Below are 15,436 nucleotides of genomic sequence, written 5' to 3' on the forward strand. Positions count from 1 at the left end.
CTCTGCTCGCCACCATCGTTCACACGCTTCCGTCACCGACGACGGGCGCTTCCCCCCTCGGGCGCCTCCGGCTGTGGAAGTAGCGGCCGACGGGACATGTTCGAGGATGTCGTCGACGTTGCGGTGAATCCACAGCGCATACAGAGCGTCGGCTGCAGGTACGGCCGGACTTCTCCGGTGTCGCGAGCCACCGCTCCATGCCGGCGATCTCGGCTTTCCCTAATGCCAGCCACGACATGGTGGTACAGGCCTGGCCGTGGCGCAGTGGCCGGTCGTGACCGAACTCTTGGCCAAGGACCCGCTTGAGGTCGTAACCGTGATGGGGTCCGGACTCCAGGAGCCCGAGGAGTGTGGAACTGATGGGCATGTGCCGCACTCTACACGAGGTGTATACATCGCATGTATACATCGAGTGTTGAGCTCACAAGGGCACGTCTGGGTGCGGTCGCCACCTCCCCCCCTCGCCGTCAGCGGCTGCCTACAGAGGTCAGCAGCAGGGCCGGCGTGCCGCACTCGCCCGCGAGTTCCCGCCGTGGAGGCACCGGCAGAGGGTCGGGCGGCCAACCCATGCGCACCCCAGGCCTGCCCATGGTGTCCGGACAGCCCTCCGGCCCCGCCGACGAGCTGCACGCACAGATGCACCCCGGGGATGGGTCGGAGCCGGTACTGACCCTGCTTCTCCCCAGCGACTACCGGTCACCACCATGACCCTGCGCATCCCCGAGGAACTCGCCCCGTCGATCAAGGCAGCCGCCTCGGAGGCCGGCCTCTCGGTCAACGCTTACGTGGTGCGCGCCGCCCGCCGCGCCGCCACACTCGACGCTGGCCGGCAGCTCGCCGCGCTCGGCCTCGGCGAAGACCTGGCGGGCGAGGGCGACACCCTGTGAACCGTGGTGAAATCTGGACTCTGGCCGACGGCCACAACGTCCTGATCATCAGCCTGAGCGGCCTGGAAGAGACGTACGGCGCGGTGCTCGTGATCGTGCTGCACGACAGCGGCAAGTACCCGGACACCGCCATGTCGGTGGTGATCGGCGACCCGATCCCGTGCACCGCGGTCGCCGTCAACCTCACCCAGTTGCGGGTCAACCGGTTCGGGGGCGCGAAGCTCCTCGGTCCCGTTGCCCCTGCGGCCATGGCCCGGGTGGACCAGGCCCTGCGCGCCGTCCAAGACCTCTAGGCCCACAACCAAACACAGCGCCCGCCGTCGTGGGGGCCGACGCGCTGCCGTGCGCGTCCGCGCCCCGATCTTCGGGGTGCTGGCTACAGGCCGCCCACCTTGGAGTGCTGACCGCCGGCCCGGGCCAGGTTGTCTACCACGCCGTGAACGTCGCCATGCCGGCCGCTAACGTCCGCCAGGTCCACGAACGGGAGGCGGGCACGGACGCCTCTGGAGGCGTGTCCTTGCGCGGCCAGGGGCGTTGAGATCAGTGACGCGTGTACTGGCCTGGACCCCCCACGTCGGGCCGGTGCAGTCCGAGGCCCTCGATTCTGCGCTCTGGCATCGGGGGCCGCGTCAGCTTCCCCCCAGGCAGACGAAGGTCCTGATCACCCCGAGCGAACAGGGCCTTCGGGGGCTGCCGGACCGGCGGGCCCAACCACGCGCCCAGCAGCGCAGCAGTTCCCCCAGCAGGCAGGCCGGCTGGCCTGCGTCATACACGGCGCGGTTTCTCTGCTGCGTGGATACGCTCAGCGCCACAAGCACCCGCAGGAGGTCCCATGCAGGTGACAGGCAAAGTGATCCGGGCCGCGCGCGCCTTCGACGGCGAGCGGGTGCTGCCCGGCGGTGCGGCTGTGTTCGTACAGGATGGGCAAATCGCCGGCGTGGAAGCCGCCGATGCGCCCATCCCGGAGGGCTGGCAGCCGGTGGACTTCCCCCACGCAACACTGCTGCCGGGCCTCATCGACATGCACTGCCACCTGGGCGCCGACAGCCACGATGGCGGACTGGAGCGGATGGCCACGGACAACGAGGCGCGGCTGGAGGAGGTCATCGACGACTCCCTGCGGCGCCAGCTCGCGGCCGGCGTCACCACAGTACGCGACCTGGGCGACCGGGACTGGTCCGTCGTCCGCCGCCGCGACCTGGCCCGCGCGCCCGGCACAGCGGGCCCGCTGTCTCCCGCGATTGTTGCCGCCGGTCCTGTGATCACCACGCCGGCGGCCATTGCGCCTTCATGGGCGGCGCTGTCGAGGGCCCGCAGCAACTGCGCGCGGCGGTGCGCGAGCGCGTCGAGCGGGGCGTCGACGTCATCAAGGTGATGGGCAGCGGCGGGGTGAACACGCCCGGTACCGATGTGGCGCGCTGCCAGTTCACCCTGGACGAGCTGCGACTCGTCGTCGATGCCGCGCACGCCGCCGGCCTGCCGGTGACCGTGCACGCGCATGCCCTCGCCGCGGTGGAGCAGGCCCTGGACGCGGGGGCCGACGGCATCGAGCACTGCACGTGCCTGACCGCTGACGGCGTCCGGATCACTGACGCGCTGCTGGAGCGCCTGGCCCGGCAGGGCACGACGGTCTGTCCGACACTCGGCAAGACCGCGCAGGCCGTTCCACCGCCGCAGGTGCAGACGGTGATGGACCGCTTCGGCCTCAGCATGGAGGAGCGGCAGCGGGCCGCCGCTCGGATGCATCGTGCGGGCGTGCGCCTGGTGTCCGGTGCCGACAGCGGCATCAACGCCGGCAAGCCGCACGGCATCGTCCCCGCTGCCGTCGCCGGTCTCGCCGCAGGAGGGGTTCCGGCGGACGCGGCGCTCGCCACCGCGATGTCGCTCGCGGCGGACGCGTGCGGCATCGCCGACCGCAAGGGCCGGCTCCGCCGTGGTCTCGACGCCGATCTGCTCGTGGTGCGCGGTGACCCATTGACGGACATGACCGCGCTTGCCGACCCGCTCGCGGTGCTGGTCTCGGGAGCCTGGGCGCATGGCCCCGGCTAGCTGTTCGCACCAGGGCTGTCGGTGGTCCTACCCGGGCTCGAAGTCGCCATCGGGGTCGCATCCCGACTGTGGTAGTCATCGTCCTCCGCGAGCTTGACGCTGGGGACGTGGCGGCGCGCCCGGAGCTAGAGGCAAGTCCGTGAAGTTATGGCTCGGATGGGGTTGTCCAGTGGGCCTTGAGGGGGCGTTAAGGGATGGATTATGGAGTTAAGCCGCCCTCTCAGCAGAGGCCCGAGCTGGAGGCGGCGCTAGCTGCTCGACTACGCCCGCTGAGGGACGCGACGGACTCTGCTCAACTAAGCAACTGAAACGCCACAACAGCACACGGCGCTCGCCCCGGGCAGCTTCCCCGGGGCGGGCGTCGTCGTTGTTCCGTCAGGCTGCGGCTCGTGCGAGTCTGAGGCTGGCGAGCGCGGCGGGTTTGTCGGTGGTGAGCTTGGCTCGTCTGGTCTTGGTGTTGGTCAGCCACGCCGAGCCGGGCCTCGGTGCCGTCCGGCAGCTGCTCTATGTGGCCCCTGGGGACCGTCACGGAACGCGTGCGGGCCTTGGTACTGCGCCAGGGCTGCAACACCCCGCTCGAAGGCGCTCACGGCCGTCGTGGGCGCCTTCACGGGTGCTTGCGGTTCCGGGGCCGACGGGATGACGCCGATGTCCTCCAGGAGTTCGCGCTGTCCGTCCATCCGCCTGTCCCAGACTGCACGTTGGCGCTGCTTCTCAAGGAACCTCCGACGTCCATTCCGTGCACGGTTACGCCGGGCAGGACGTCGGCCCGGCCCTTGTCGCGCACCAGTTCTCGCAGGGCGGCGTAGTGCCGCTGCCAGTCGGCCGGCCGCTCCGGGTTCCAGTGCTCGTCGACCGTCTCCAGCGCGGCCTTCCACTTTGGGTGGTCGTCCAGCGGACCTGGGCGGCGGAGGTTGCTCAGCCGCTGTCCTACCGGCCTGTCGAGGGCCACGGCGGACCTCGGAGCACAGAGGGCCCAGTGGTCGTCGTAGTACGCCTTGGCGGCTTCCAGGCTCTCCTCGGTCGCCCGCAGGCGCTGCCCCGAGGTCTGGACTGCGCTGCCTACCGCATCGTGCAGGAAGCACTGACCAGTGTCGTCAAGCGTGCCCGCACCGGCCGTGCCTGGGCGACGGTCGCCTACGCGCCGGGGGCTATACAGGCCCGGTCATCCATGCCCTGGGCGGGGTGACCGGCCGCGAGCGGGACGTGCTGGGTCTGATCGCATGTGGCCGGTCCAACAACGAAATCGCAGCCGAGTTGTATCTGACCGTTGGCACGGTCAAGACGCACGTCAGCCGTCTGCTGACGAAGCTGGGGGCCAGGGACCGGGTCCAACTCGTTATCGCCGCCTACGAAAGCGGATTGGCCGGGCCCGTACGTCGTTGATGCAGGGTGAGCAGGACCGAGTTGCTGGGCAGGAGGTTCAGGGCGTCTGCTGATGTGATCCGCACGGGGTGCGACACGGGCCGGCGACCCGCGGATGGGTCAACCGGCTTGACGCCCGTCCCGGCGGGCCGGGGGCCTCCCCCTGGGTGGTGGACACGCTGATACTGGATCTGCTTGATCCGGAGGAAGCGAGAAGACCGTCGATGGCGACTACTCGGACGAGTTCAAGGCCGATGCCGTGGCCCTGTACGAGTCCACGCCCGGGGGGACGTACAAGAGCATCGCCGCCGACTTGGGCATCAACCGGGCGACCCTGCGGGAGTGGGTGCTGCGGGACCGCGAACGCCGCGGCGTCACCACCGCGACCGCGAAGCCGGCCGCCCGACCTCGGGAGGCCGCCTCGTCCGCTGATCCGGACGAGCGGGTCCGGCAGTTGGAGGCCCGGGTGGCAGAACTCGAGGCGAGTGAGCGCAAACTCGCCACCGAGCGGGACATCCTCCGCAAGGCAGCCAAGTATTTCGCCGGAGAGACGAACTGGTGATCAGCCGCTTCCAGTTCGTCGACGACCACCGGGACACCTACGGGGTGAAGCGGCTCTGCCAGGTCCTGGACGTGAACCGGTCCAGCTACTACAAGTGGCTCTCCGGCGCCGGGGCCCGGGCCGCACGGCAGCACAAGGACCGGGTCCTGGCCGAGGAGATCCGTGCCGTCCATGGCGAGTCCGGCGGCGCCTACGGCTCCCCGCGCATTACGGCCGAGCTCCGCGAGAAAGGGCGGCGGGTCAACGAAAAGCGGGTCGCCCGGATCATGCGGACGTTCTCCATCACCGGCATCCGCCTGCGCAGACGCGTGCGCACCACCGTCCCGGACCCGGCCACCTCACCGGCTCCGGACCTGTTCCAGCGGGACTTCACCGCCACCGAGCCGGGACGGAAGTACATGGGCGACATCACGTATCTCCCGCTCGCCGGCGGGGAGTTCCTCTACCTCGCGACCGTGCTGGACTGCTTCAGCCGCAAGGTCGTCGGCTGGTCCATCGCCGACCATATGCGCACCAGTCTGGTCGTCGACGCACTGCGGATGGCTGCCTCGACCCGCGGCGACCTGGACGGCGCCGTGTTCCACTCCGACCATGGAGCGCAATACGGGTCCCGGGCCTTCGCCGGCCTCTGCGACCAGCTCGGGGTCACCCGGTCGATGGGCGCGGTCGGCACCAGCGCGGACAACGCGGCCTGCGAAAGCTTCCACGCGTCCCTGAAGCGCGAGACCCTTCAGGGCGCCCACGACTACGGCGACGCCGGCACCTGTCGCAGGACCGTCTTCGCCTGGCTGACCCGCTACAACACCCGCCGTCGGCACTCCGCCAACGGCCACCTCAGCCCCAACGCATACGAACGCCGCCACCACACCGCTAAACTCACGCTCGCCGCGTGATCAATAACCGCGTGCCCACCTTCACGGGGGAAGGCCCCCGGACGTCCTCCACCCCGGCGCCCTGCAGTTGGCATCGCAACCCTCGTGCTGCACCGGAGGTCCTGCTTTCCTGCGCGCGCCTGGCCGTGATCCCCGGCCAGGGATCCCGTTCGATCAGAACCGTCCTCGTGATCGATGGGGCAATGGCTCCTCACTGTCGGTCTGGCGGGGTGTGGTCATTGCTGGCGGTGGTGGTTGAGGGTGTGCCAGCGCCGTTCGAAGTCGGTGGTGTGTTGGGTGAGGTGGGCGGCGGTGATGGGTTTGTTGTATTGGGCCGTTATGCCGTGGGTTGCGCATTGCTGGGCGATGGTCTCGAGTGGTGGGTTGGGTGCGTGTTGCCGGTGTTGGGTCCAGATGCTGTAGAGGCGGAAGGGCAGGAGGTAGCGGCGCAGTGTGGCGGGGCTGAGGGGTTGGCCGTCGCGACCGTGCATACCGTGGGTGGCGAGGTAGGTGGACAGTTGTTGGGCTGTTGGGGTGGGGGTGTGTGCGGCATCGCGGTGTTTGTGCAGGTCCGCCCAGGCGAGGTAGTAGCGGTCGACGGTGGTGAGGGGGCCGGTGGTGGGTGGTCGGCGTCGTGGTCCAAGGCGTTGTCGGGGTGGTGGAGGGCGGCGTTGGCTTGGGGGCTGCTTCGTGTGTCGGATGCCGGTGCCGATACGGCCGAGGGCGCAGTCTGCAGCGCTTTCGTATCCGGGTGCCGTCTGGCGACAGGGTGCTTGAGCGGATCAGCAGCCGTTTCACGTGCGGGTGGCGATGCGGGCTGCTCGGCCGGGAACAGGTGGGGTGCCTCGATGCCTGCTGCCGCGAGGCCTGGCGGGGTCGTTTCGGCGAGCGGTGTGGCGTAGCTGGTGATGTTGCTTAATGATCTTGATTGTGGCCTGCTGTTGTTCAGCCGTGCTGAGCGGTGTGTTTGCCCTGTCGGGGCAGGCGGTGTGGGGCTGGTGGGTCGGCGACAGGTGTCGTGTGGGCTGAGCTGGCTGTTTGTGCTGCGCAGTGATGCTGGGTGTGGTGGGGGTTTTTGCGCAGGGTAGTTGGTGCGCCTATAGGTGTCGGTGTTGTCGGCCGGTCTTGTGCGGGCTGGGCGGTGGTGTGGGTTGGTTCAGCGGGTGGTGAGGCGTTTCCAGAGCAGGTCGTGGTCGGCGGGTGCGAGGTGGGGGAGTTGGAGGCGGCCGGCGAGTTGGTGGAGGAAGGCGGTCTGCTGTGTGCGTGTCAGGGGGTGCGGGGGCAGGCGGTCGAGGGCTGCGGTGAGGGTGAGGGTTTCGGGATAGGTGATCAGTTCGCGGCAGGTCAGGGCGGGAGAGGCCGGGCCTGGCGATATGTGGGGGTTGGTGGCGAGGAGCCGGTACAGGCGTGTGTGCCAGCGTTCGTGTACGTGCTGATGGTGGTCGTACCAGCGTGTCGTGATCGTCGATGCCCAGCTAAGGGAGACCGGTGTCGCCGGGCGCTGCGCGCGAAGGTGGGCTTGGGTGAGTTCGGGGACAGCTTGGATGTCGAGGGGCGCGGGGTGCCGGGGGTCGCTTGAGGCCTGCTGGTGGCGGGTGCAGATCATGATCCGGGGCAGGCCTGGCGGCGGATGGATCCACGCGGGGGCTGCTGCGTGCGGGCTGCGGCGGATGGCGCAGGCGGTGCACGCCGGCAATGGCTGCAGGGCGGTCTCGAGGGTGTGCCAGCGGGCGGTGGCAGTGCCGTGCGCACCGGTGTGGGCCAACGAGGGTGCGGGCTCGCGCAGGTGGGGCAGGGCGCGGGTGAGGTGCGTGAGGGGGATGCGTGTGAAGCCGGACAGGCGGCGGGCGGCTTCGGCGCTGAGGCGGATCTCGGCGGCGGGCGGGGCGTGCTCGGTGCCGGTGACGGTGATGCAGAGACCGTCGAGGAGCTGGGCGGGGCTGAGGCGGTAGGTGGCGGCGAGGCGCGTGAGGTAGGAGGCGGTGGCCTCGCCGGACAGCGGCCGTACGCGTAGCGGGCCGGGCACGGATGGCCACGTGGTGGCGGCCCGCACCGGGGGCGATGGCATGGTTGCGGCCGGGGAGGTCACCGGCCGCTGGTGCGGGTATGGCGGCGGGCGGGGTTGCGGGGCCGGTAGTGCTCTTCGGCGAGGTGGTCGAGCGCGATGCCGTCAAGAAGTGTCTTGGTGATGCGTTCGCTGCTGTCGAGGATGGCTTCGATGGCGGCTTGGCGGATCAGGCGGGCCAGGCTGCCGATCCGTCCGGCGGTCCGTTCGTGCAGGTAGGGGGCCAGCTTCGGCAGGCTGCCCGCGTGGTGGGCGTGTAGGTCGAGGGCCTGCTCGAGGGAAGCGATCAGCTCCCTGAATGGCTCCCGCTCGCCGGCTCGGGCGGGCAGTGCCCCGCAGTCGATCAGGGAGGCGCGCCCGGCCAGCTGCGCCCCGCGCACTCCGGTGAATACGGCGCTGTCGGTGACGTCGATGCCCGCGTAGACGAACGTGGCGCCGATGCGTTCGGTGAGGTCCTTGAGCCAGTCGGCGGCCTCGGAGCCGCTGGAGGTGCGCGGGTTGAGCCGGTGGATCTCGTCGATCAGCACGAGCTTGACCCCGGCCGCGGTGTAGGTGTGGCAGACAGCGGTCGTGATTTGCGTGGTGGTCATGCGCGTGGCGACGGGGATGCCGAGGTAGCGGGCGAACTCCCCGGCCAGTGTCTTGGCGGTGGCGCCGGGCGGCACCAGCACGTAGGCGACGGGCACGCTGTCGTCGCCGGGCGCGGCGCGGCGGGTGTGGGCCAGGTGGCAGGTGCGGCCCACTTCGAGCAACGCGGTCGTCTTGCCGGTCGTGGCCGGCCCGGTGACGATCAGGGACGGGCGTGCCGTGACGCTCTGGTGGCGGCCGAGGATCATCAGGGTGCGCACACTGCGCGAGAGGGTTTCGATGGCCGGGGTGCGCACGGTGACGAACTGCGAGTGGTAGGCCAGGCGTTCCTCCGGCGAGCGGGGTGCCTGGCCCGGCTGCGGCGGTGTGGGCGGTGCGGTGGCGGCGAACCGGGCGAAGGCGTCGAAGGTGGTGACTGCCCCTGCGGATGTCTTCTCGGCAGGGGGCGCGGTGTCGGGGCTTGTCACCAGTGTTCGGCCTCCTCGAAGGCGTCGTACAGCGCGAATCCGGCCTGCAGCGGGGACTGTTCCCCACCGGCTTGGCTGTCGTCATCGTCATGGGCGCTGGCTTCGACGGCGTCGAGACTGTCCTCGGGGTCCCGGGCGGGATGCTGAGCCGGCGGTGTGCCCGGCGGGGAGTCCGCCGTCTGGGACGGGGTGGCAGCCGCTTGCGCGTTCCCGGTCAGGGGGCGGCTGCGGCGCAGAACCTGATCGGCGGCGTCGGCGAGGGCTGCCTCGTGTGCCTCGCGGTCGCCGCGCCGGCCCAGGGCGGCGCGGATGTGACGCCAGGCGGTTTCGCCCATCGGGGCGTGGACGTGGTCGCGGTGGATCCACGGGACCTCGTGCAGGTGCCCGTCGGGCAGGCGGATGTAGATCTGCCGCACGTCGTGTGGGTTGAGGTGGACCTCCCATTTGCCGCCGGGTTGGCCGATGGGGGAGGGGCGGCCGCGGTGTTCATTGAGGCAGGCGTGGTCGTAGGTGCGGTGGTTGATGCGGATGCCGCGGCCGGTTATGGGGTGGAAGCGCACGGGGAGCAGTTCCAGGTAGTCGGCGCCGGCCAGCGGCAGCGGCACGTACCCGGACGCGCCCAGCAGCGCGCCCCACATCTCGTTCGGGGTGAGGGCCTTCTTCGGCAGGACCGGATGGCGCAGTCCTTCGTGGGGGCGGTGCTGCCAGCGGGCGGTGACCCACTCATCCAGCAGCTCCTGCAACTGGGCCACGGTGAACCGCGCTTCGTCCTCCACCGCCTCGCCACGCTCAAGGATGTGGGAGCCGGTGTAGCCGGCGATGTGCTGGGCGACGAGCGTGTTGATACTGCCGAAGGTCCGCTCGACGGCGCCTTTGGCGGCCGGCGAGCGGGGTGGCGTCGGCTGCACGCTCACCCCCAGGGTTTCGCAGGCGGCGAGGAAAGCGGCGGAGACGAAGATGGCCCCGCGGTCGATGACGATCGTCTCGGGCACCACCACCGGCCGCGCCGCCGCCTGCTCCAGCCGCGCGTCCAGGGCGAGCAGCCGGTCGTAGGGGACGGCGGCGTGGGCCAGGCGCAGATGACCGGGCCAGCCGGGCCGTGCGGGATGGGGCACGGCCATCTCCGCCAGCAGCAGGGCGGCGTCCACGGCCTTGGTGCCCTCCTCACGCAGCACGGCCGCCACCACCGAGCGGGTTGCCACATCGAGAGCGATCGTCAGCTCCGGGCGCACCGGCTTCCCGTCCTCGCCGACGGCCATCACATCCAGCCGGGTGGTGTCGACCTGCACCAGCTCGCCCGGCCGCAGCGCCACCGTCGGCGTGTAGGGCCGTACCGGCGTGGTGGTGGCGGTGCGGGCCGGCCGTCCGGGATGCTCCAGAGGATCGGCGAGCACGCGCACCAGCCGGCTGAACGTCGACGGCGCAGGCAACGGAACCGCGCCCGGCCCGTGGATGTCGGCCAGGATCTGCCCGGTCAGCTCCCGCAGCCCTTTCAGCGTGCCGGTGGAGCGGCCGCGCTGGCGGCGCAGCGCCTCCAGTACGGCGGCCACCACCCGCTCATCGGCCCGCCCTGTCGCACGCGACGGCTTGCGGCGGGGGATCAGCCCGAGCAGGCCGCTCGCGTGGTAGCGGGCGCGCATGCGGCGCACAGTGGCCCGGCTGACCTGCGGCCAGCCCAGCCGGGCGAGTTCGTCGGCCTTGGCCTGCTCCCGCTCGGCCATCGACCGCCGTGCCGGGTCGTATTCGGGCCGGGGCGTCCCGCCGCTTGCCGCCCCGCCGGGCAGCCCGGTCTCGACCTCGCGGATGTGCCGCTGCCAGGCCAGGGCCCGCTCGCGCTCCCGTTCGGGCACCGACTCCAGCAGCCCCCATGGCGGCACGGCCGCGGCGGGGGAGTCCACCACGGCGAAGGCGGGGTCGGCGAACAGGAAGGAGGCGAGCACGGAGGCGGTCTGCCCGTGCTCGTCGACGAGGCGTACCGACGCCCCGGCCACGGCGGCCACCTGCCAGGCGCGGCCCTCGAACGTCACGTACGCCCCCAGCTTCACCTGCCGGTGCCGGGCGCCGGCCACCGGGCGGCCGCCGTGTGCGCTCACCACAGCTCGGCCTCCGCCTGCGGGTCGTACACCCCGGACCCGCCGGTATCCCGGGCAATGTGCCCACCGGCATCGCCGCCATCAGCGCTGTGCACCATCATGGCACCGGCGATCCCCTCCACGGCCGCGACGTCTGCGGTGCGCCCTGTCTCACCGGAACCGTCCCTCGTCTCGCTGCCCGGCTGTGCGCCCGTGCCGCGGCGCGCGAGGACGTCGCCGGTGCGGCGCCGGACCAGCTCGTCGAACGGGCGCAGGGTGTGCTCGCCCTGTGCCCACCCGATCGCGTGGAGCAGGCCGTCGGGCAGCCGGACGAAGACCTGCTTCGGGTCGTGGGGATGGTGGTGGACCTCCCACCGCTGGCCGCGGCCGCGGTGTTCGTCCAGACACGCATCGTCGTAGCGGCGCCCGCCCAGCCGGATCCCGGAATCGGTGAGGGCGCACCGGCGCGCAGGCAGCAGTTCGCCGTAGTGCTGCCCGGCCAGCGGCAGCGGCACCATTCCGGCCGCGCCCAGCAGTACCTCCCACATCTCCTTGGGGGCGAGCCCCGCCCGGGGCAGCAGCGGATGGCGCAGCTGTTCCTGAGGGCGCTGGTGCCACCTGACGGTGATCCATTCGTCCAGCAGGTCCTGCAGCTGTGGCATGCTCCAGTACGCCCCGGCCGCCTCTCCCGCTCCGTATGCTTCTTCCGCCGTGGTGGCGTGCCGCGCGAACAGGCCTGCGAGGACCTCCAGCGTGCGCACGGCGCCGCGCTTTGCGCCCGCCGTGCGCAGCGGGGCCGGCTCCAGGCTGATGCCGAGGCTCTCGCACACGGCCAGGACAGCGGAGGTGACGGCGGCTGTGGACTGGTCGACGACGAGCGTCTCGGGCACGGCCGACGGACGCGCCGCCGTGGCTGCGATCCGTGCGGGCAGTGACACCAGTCGCCGGGCAGGCCCGCCCGCGTGGGCCTGTTCCAGCAGGGCCGGCCAGCCCGGGCGCTGCGGCCTGGGCACGACCATCTCGGCCAGCAGCACCGACAACTGAACCGGCCCGTCCTGCTGCGGGTGCAGCACGGCGGCCAGCACGCAGCCGCTCGCCGCGTCCAGTGCCGCCGTCACCGCCACCGGTACCACACCCCCGTCCTCGCCCACCGCCCGCAGACCCAGGCGGGCGGTGGCGATGTGGACCCGCTCGGCGGGCCGCAGCGCAGGCGGCGGGCCGCCCGAGCGGGCCGGGCCGGTGGCGGTGCGCGCTGCACTGCCCGGCGGCTCGGCCGGATCCGCCAGCGCCTTCACCAGCCGGTACAGCGACGAGCGGCCGGGCAGCTTCACCCGGGCCGGCCCGTAGGTGTCCGCCAGGATCTGCTCGGCCAGCTCGATGACCTGCAAGGTGGTGGTCTTCGACCGGCCGCGGCGCTGGCGCAAGGCCTCCAGCACGGCGGCCACCACCCGCTCGTCGGTACGCCCGGTGGGCGAGAAGGTGCGCAGGTGGCGCTTGTCGACCAGCCCCCACAGCCCCTGCCGCTGGTAGACCAGCCGCATCCGCTGCACCGTGGTCCGGCTGGCCCTGGTCCAGCCCAGCGCGGCCAGTTCACGTGCCTTGGCCTCTTCCCGCTCGGCGAGGGTGAAGCGCTGCGGGTCGTATTCGGGCCGGGGCGTCCCGCCACTTGCCGGGCCGCCGGGCAGCCCGGTCTCGACCTCGCGGATGTGCCGCTGCCAGGCCAGGGCCCGCTCCTGCGCGGCCAGCGGCACCGTCTCCCACAGCGCCGGTGCCGGTGGCTCCGTGGCCGCGGGACCGGTCACCGAGAAGTCGGGCGCGGACACCAGATGGGTGGCCAGCACACACCCGGTGGCCCCGTCCTCGGCGACGAGGTGCACCCGCCCGTCTACCAGGCCGGTCACCTGCCAGGTGCGGCCCTCGAATGTGACCTGAGCGCCCACCTCAACACACCGCCCACCAGGGGCGGTCACCACGTGCTTGCTCAACTCTCCTGCTGCTCCTGCCGTTTCCCGCCGCCTGTGGCCGGGCCGGGCGTCACGAGGGTGTGCTCGCCCAGCGGCCGTGTCAGGTCCGCGGCCAGCCGACCGCTCCACAGCGCGTGGTAGAGCACCGGCAGAGCGGTGAGGACCTCGCCCGCCGCTGCGGCCCCGGCCATCAGCGGCCGTTCGGCGGCGAACGCCTTGAGTACCGCCTGCTCGAGGCCGCCTGCGTCACGATGGCGGGGATGTCGGTAGCCGGCCAGCCACCGCACGTTCGCCGCCGCCACTGTCTCGGGCGGCGCCAGACGCCGGTAGGTGAACCCCACCGCCTTACACGCCGCTTCAAGCACCGCGGCGGCGCGCTCGGCCCGGCCGGCGGCGGGAGCCGTCGTGGCGGGGCAGTCGGCGAGCAGCGCGCGGCCGTCGGCGTAGCGGGCGAACAGCTGCGGCACCCACGTCAGCGTCCGCCGGCTGTCCGGATCCCGCCAGATCAGCCGCACCGGCCGCGCCGACAGCGACACCACTTGTGGATCACGGTCCAGGATCATCAGCTGCATGCACATCGCCTGCGATCCGTGCATCACATGCCGCCCGGTGGTGGCCGACCACCACCAGCCCGGCCCCCACCGCCGCCCCGGCACCACCGGGAACGCCGCCACCGGCGCCAGTTGCTCGAACCTGACCGCGACGGCGGCCTCCACCCAGCGGCGCTGCACCAGCGTGCCGTCCGCCCCGGCGAACTCCGCCTCCACCGTGCCCGGCTCCGGAACCCGGCAGGTATTGCCCGCGATGGCGGGTAAGCCGTCCTGGCTGCTGTCGGTGATCACGAACTCCACATAACGTCATGCCTGTCCTGCGGCGCAGGCGAACCGGCCGGTAACCCCAACTATGTTGCGCAGTAAGCCCGTTGGGGTGCGCGCGGGGTCAGAATGCCACCCGGACGCACTGGTGTCAGTGCGAACTTCTGCACTTTCCGGTTGCCTGGCCGCCCTCCTTCGGCACCACCCGCCGCACCCAGAGCGGACCGTGTGCCAGGGCCGTTGCCCGGCCGCCGCCGGATGCGTCAGTCTTCGCTACGGCCTGCGGCGAGCACCCGGGACAGCTCCTCGGCGGGCAGGCGCGACCACTGGGCTACTTCCTCCAGCGCCACCCCGGCCGCGACGGCCGCGGCGGCGGTATGCAGCACGGCCCGGTCGATCAGCTCGGCACTCTGGCTGAGGTGCTCCAGCAGCGTGCGGGTCACCTCGGCGGTGGTGCCGCTCTGCACGCCGCGCAACTCCATCAGCTCCTCACGGGCCTCGTCGAGCAACCGCGTGATGTGGAAGCGGTGTTCGGCAGAAACGGTGGCACGCCACCGGGTACCCGAGCCGCCCGACTGCGCCTCCGCCGCCATGACACGCAGCCGGCCGGCCATCGTTGCCGGCTGCTGCTCCCGCTTCAGATGCCACGGATCGTCCCGCCACCCCGGCGGCCCGCTGCCGCGGCGGGCGCGCACGATCGCACTCCTCCAGGCGCTCAGCGAGCCGCTGTAGTCGGCCGCGATCAGTGGCCCCAGCCAGTCCCGGCCCACCCGCTCGCCCAGCCGGTGGCAGAACGGGTCGTCCCCGCCCCGTACCCGAGGCCGCATCCCCCCGCTTGCCCGCCAGGCCAGCTCGGCCATGGCCGGGTCCAGCAGTGCGTCGGCGACGGCCACTAACTCGGGGAAGACGACCGCGTCCCGGCCCATGATCCGCCACCGCTCCAGCTCCGTCCCGGCGTTGCCGCCCGCGACCTGGTGCAGCCGCCGCGGCCAGACCGCCTCGCGCTCCCAGTGCAGGGCCTGCTCCCACCACCGGGCCACCACCGCATAAGCCAGATCGAACACCCTCGCCGGATCCACTCCGGCCCGTGCCGCCCGCCGCGCCACACCCGTCCACCGCCGCTGCGCCGCGGCCACTTCCGGCACACCCCGCACGTCCAGATGCTCAAGAGGCTGGTCGGCGTCCGCGTCCAGGAGCCACCGCCCGTGCCGGGCGCACACCCGCTCCCATCGCGGCGCGTACCGCACCACCCGCACGGCCGTCCCCGTACGCCGGGCTGCGCACAGGCGGCAGCCGAACGCCACCGGCCCGGCGACCGCGCCCCCTGTCCGCCACGCCGCCGCCGGCACCCCGCCCTTTCCGGCCGACAGCTTGGCGTCCTCCTGTCCCCAGGACGGCAACGACCGCGCCAGCACGTCTTCCTCGACGCCGCACAGGCTTGCCAGGAGCTGCCGTCCGGCTGCGTTCAGCAGCACCTCGGCATCGGCCCGCGCACCCCCGCCGTCGTGCCCCGGCGGGTAGTTGCGCCACTGCCAGCACGACCGCAACACCTTCGCTTCCATCCCGTAGCGGCTTGCGATACGGCAGATCAGCGACGAGGTCGTCTCCCCAGGCAGGGGAACTGTCCGCAGGAGGACGGGATGATGGGCCACTCCACCACAGTCTCGTGTTCGCCGAACCGGGCGGGCGTTTTCGCAGTAGCCGTCCGGTCCTCGGCCCGTCGTCTGATT

The 15,436-nt window shown here is 71.8% G+C and carries 13 protein-coding genes and 1 pseudogene; 6 read left to right on the forward strand and 8 right to left on the reverse strand.

What is annotated here, in order from left to right:
- Nucleotides 1–99: 99 nt before the first annotated feature.
- A pseudogene (locus ABD355_RS11485) lies at nucleotides 100–367 on the reverse strand (PadR family transcriptional regulator); the annotation flags it as partial.
- 337 nt (nucleotides 368–704) lie between these two features.
- Between ABD355_RS11485 and ABD355_RS11490 the strand changes: the two are divergent.
- From ABD355_RS11490 to ABD355_RS11505, 4 genes are all read left to right on the forward strand, one after another.
- The gene (locus ABD355_RS11490) at nucleotides 705–887 is read left to right on the forward strand and encodes a toxin-antitoxin system HicB family antitoxin (RefSeq protein WP_344400079.1); all 183 of its coding nucleotides are present in this window, start codon (nucleotides 705–707) and stop codon (nucleotides 885–887) included.
- Complete coding sequence (locus tag ABD355_RS11495) at nucleotides 884–1,180, forward strand: hypothetical protein (protein ID WP_344400080.1); 297 nt, start codon at nucleotides 884–886, stop codon at nucleotides 1,178–1,180. Before ABD355_RS11490 ends, ABD355_RS11495 begins: the two co-directional genes overlap by 4 nt.
- Nucleotides 1,181–1,719: 539 nt before the next feature.
- On the forward strand, nucleotides 1,720–2,262 hold the full coding sequence (locus tag ABD355_RS11500; RefSeq protein ID WP_344400081.1) for an amidohydrolase family protein: 543 nt from the start codon (nucleotides 1,720–1,722) through the stop codon (nucleotides 2,260–2,262).
- A complete protein-coding gene (locus ABD355_RS11505) occupies nucleotides 2,178–2,936 on the forward strand; it encodes an amidohydrolase family protein (RefSeq protein ID WP_344400082.1) in 759 nt (252 codons plus the stop codon). Before ABD355_RS11500 ends, ABD355_RS11505 begins: the two co-directional genes overlap by 85 nt.
- 607 nt (nucleotides 2,937–3,543) lie before the next feature.
- On the opposite strand, the gene ABD355_RS11510 is transcribed toward ABD355_RS11505, so the two are convergent.
- Entirely contained in the window at nucleotides 3,544–3,888 is a 345-nt protein-coding gene (locus tag ABD355_RS11510; RefSeq protein WP_344400115.1) for a hypothetical protein, read from the reverse strand.
- A gap of 233 nt (nucleotides 3,889–4,121) precedes the next feature.
- On the opposite strand from ABD355_RS11510, the gene ABD355_RS11515 reads away from it, so the two are divergent.
- Together ABD355_RS11515 and ABD355_RS11520 are read left to right on the forward strand one after the other, a co-directional pair.
- Complete coding sequence (locus ABD355_RS11515; protein WP_425585726.1) at nucleotides 4,122–4,322, forward strand: response regulator transcription factor; 201 nt, start codon at nucleotides 4,122–4,124, stop codon at nucleotides 4,320–4,322.
- A 238-nt stretch (nucleotides 4,323–4,560) separates the two neighbouring features.
- A protein-coding gene (locus ABD355_RS11520) for an IS3 family transposase (protein WP_344400083.1) occupies nucleotides 4,561–5,756 on the forward strand; the annotation gives its coding sequence in 2 pieces (ribosomal slippage) (nucleotides 4,561–4,849 and nucleotides 4,849–5,756; 1,197 coding nt in all).
- Between the two features lie 1,135 nt (nucleotides 5,757–6,891).
- Here ABD355_RS11520 and ABD355_RS11525 read toward each other — a convergent pair.
- The 6 genes from ABD355_RS11525 to ABD355_RS11550 all read right to left on the reverse strand — a co-directional run bounded on the left by ABD355_RS11525 (nucleotide 6,892) and on the right by ABD355_RS11550 (nucleotide 15,358).
- The gene (locus ABD355_RS11525) at nucleotides 6,892–7,761 is read right to left on the reverse strand and encodes a TniQ family protein (protein WP_344400084.1); all 870 of its coding nucleotides are present in this window, start codon (nucleotides 7,759–7,761) and stop codon (nucleotides 6,892–6,894) included.
- 59 nt (nucleotides 7,762–7,820) lie between these two features.
- Complete coding sequence (locus tag ABD355_RS11530) at nucleotides 7,821–8,855, reverse strand: TniB family NTP-binding protein (RefSeq protein WP_344400085.1); 1,035 nt, start codon at nucleotides 8,853–8,855, stop codon at nucleotides 7,821–7,823.
- The gene (locus ABD355_RS11535) at nucleotides 8,852–10,951 is read right to left on the reverse strand and encodes a transposase (protein WP_344400086.1); all 2,100 of its coding nucleotides are present in this window, start codon (nucleotides 10,949–10,951) and stop codon (nucleotides 8,852–8,854) included. The genes ABD355_RS11530 and ABD355_RS11535 overlap by 4 nt, the downstream gene beginning before the upstream one ends.
- The gene (locus ABD355_RS11540) at nucleotides 10,945–12,912 is read right to left on the reverse strand and encodes a Mu transposase C-terminal domain-containing protein (RefSeq protein WP_344400087.1); all 1,968 of its coding nucleotides are present in this window, start codon (nucleotides 12,910–12,912) and stop codon (nucleotides 10,945–10,947) included. The genes ABD355_RS11535 and ABD355_RS11540 overlap by 7 nt, the downstream gene beginning before the upstream one ends.
- Nucleotides 12,909–13,733, reverse strand: a complete 825-nt coding sequence (locus ABD355_RS11545; protein WP_344400088.1) for a TnsA-like heteromeric transposase endonuclease subunit — start codon at nucleotides 13,731–13,733, stop codon at nucleotides 12,909–12,911. Before ABD355_RS11545 ends, ABD355_RS11540 begins: the two co-directional genes overlap by 4 nt.
- 236 nt (nucleotides 13,734–13,969) lie before the next feature.
- A complete protein-coding gene (locus ABD355_RS11550; RefSeq protein ID WP_344400089.1) occupies nucleotides 13,970–15,358 on the reverse strand; it encodes a TniQ family protein in 1,389 nt (462 codons plus the stop codon).
- Nucleotides 15,359–15,436 lie beyond the last annotated feature (78 nt).

The organism is Streptomyces longisporus, from assembly GCF_039532765.1.
Taxonomy (GTDB): domain Bacteria; phylum Actinomycetota; class Actinomycetes; order Streptomycetales; family Streptomycetaceae; genus Streptomyces; species Streptomyces longisporus.

Coding starts and splice junctions, on each gene's coding strand:
- ABD355_RS11490 (WP_344400079.1), top strand. CDS start 705: ATGACCCTGCGCATCCCCGAGGAACTCGCCCCGTCGATCAAGGCAGCC.
- ABD355_RS11500 (WP_344400081.1), top strand. CDS start 1,720: ATGCAGGTGACAGGCAAAGTGATCCGGGCCGCGCGCGCCTTCGACGGC.
- ABD355_RS11505 (WP_344400082.1), top strand. CDS start 2,178: ATGGGCGGCGCTGTCGAGGGCCCGCAGCAACTGCGCGCGGCGGTGCGC.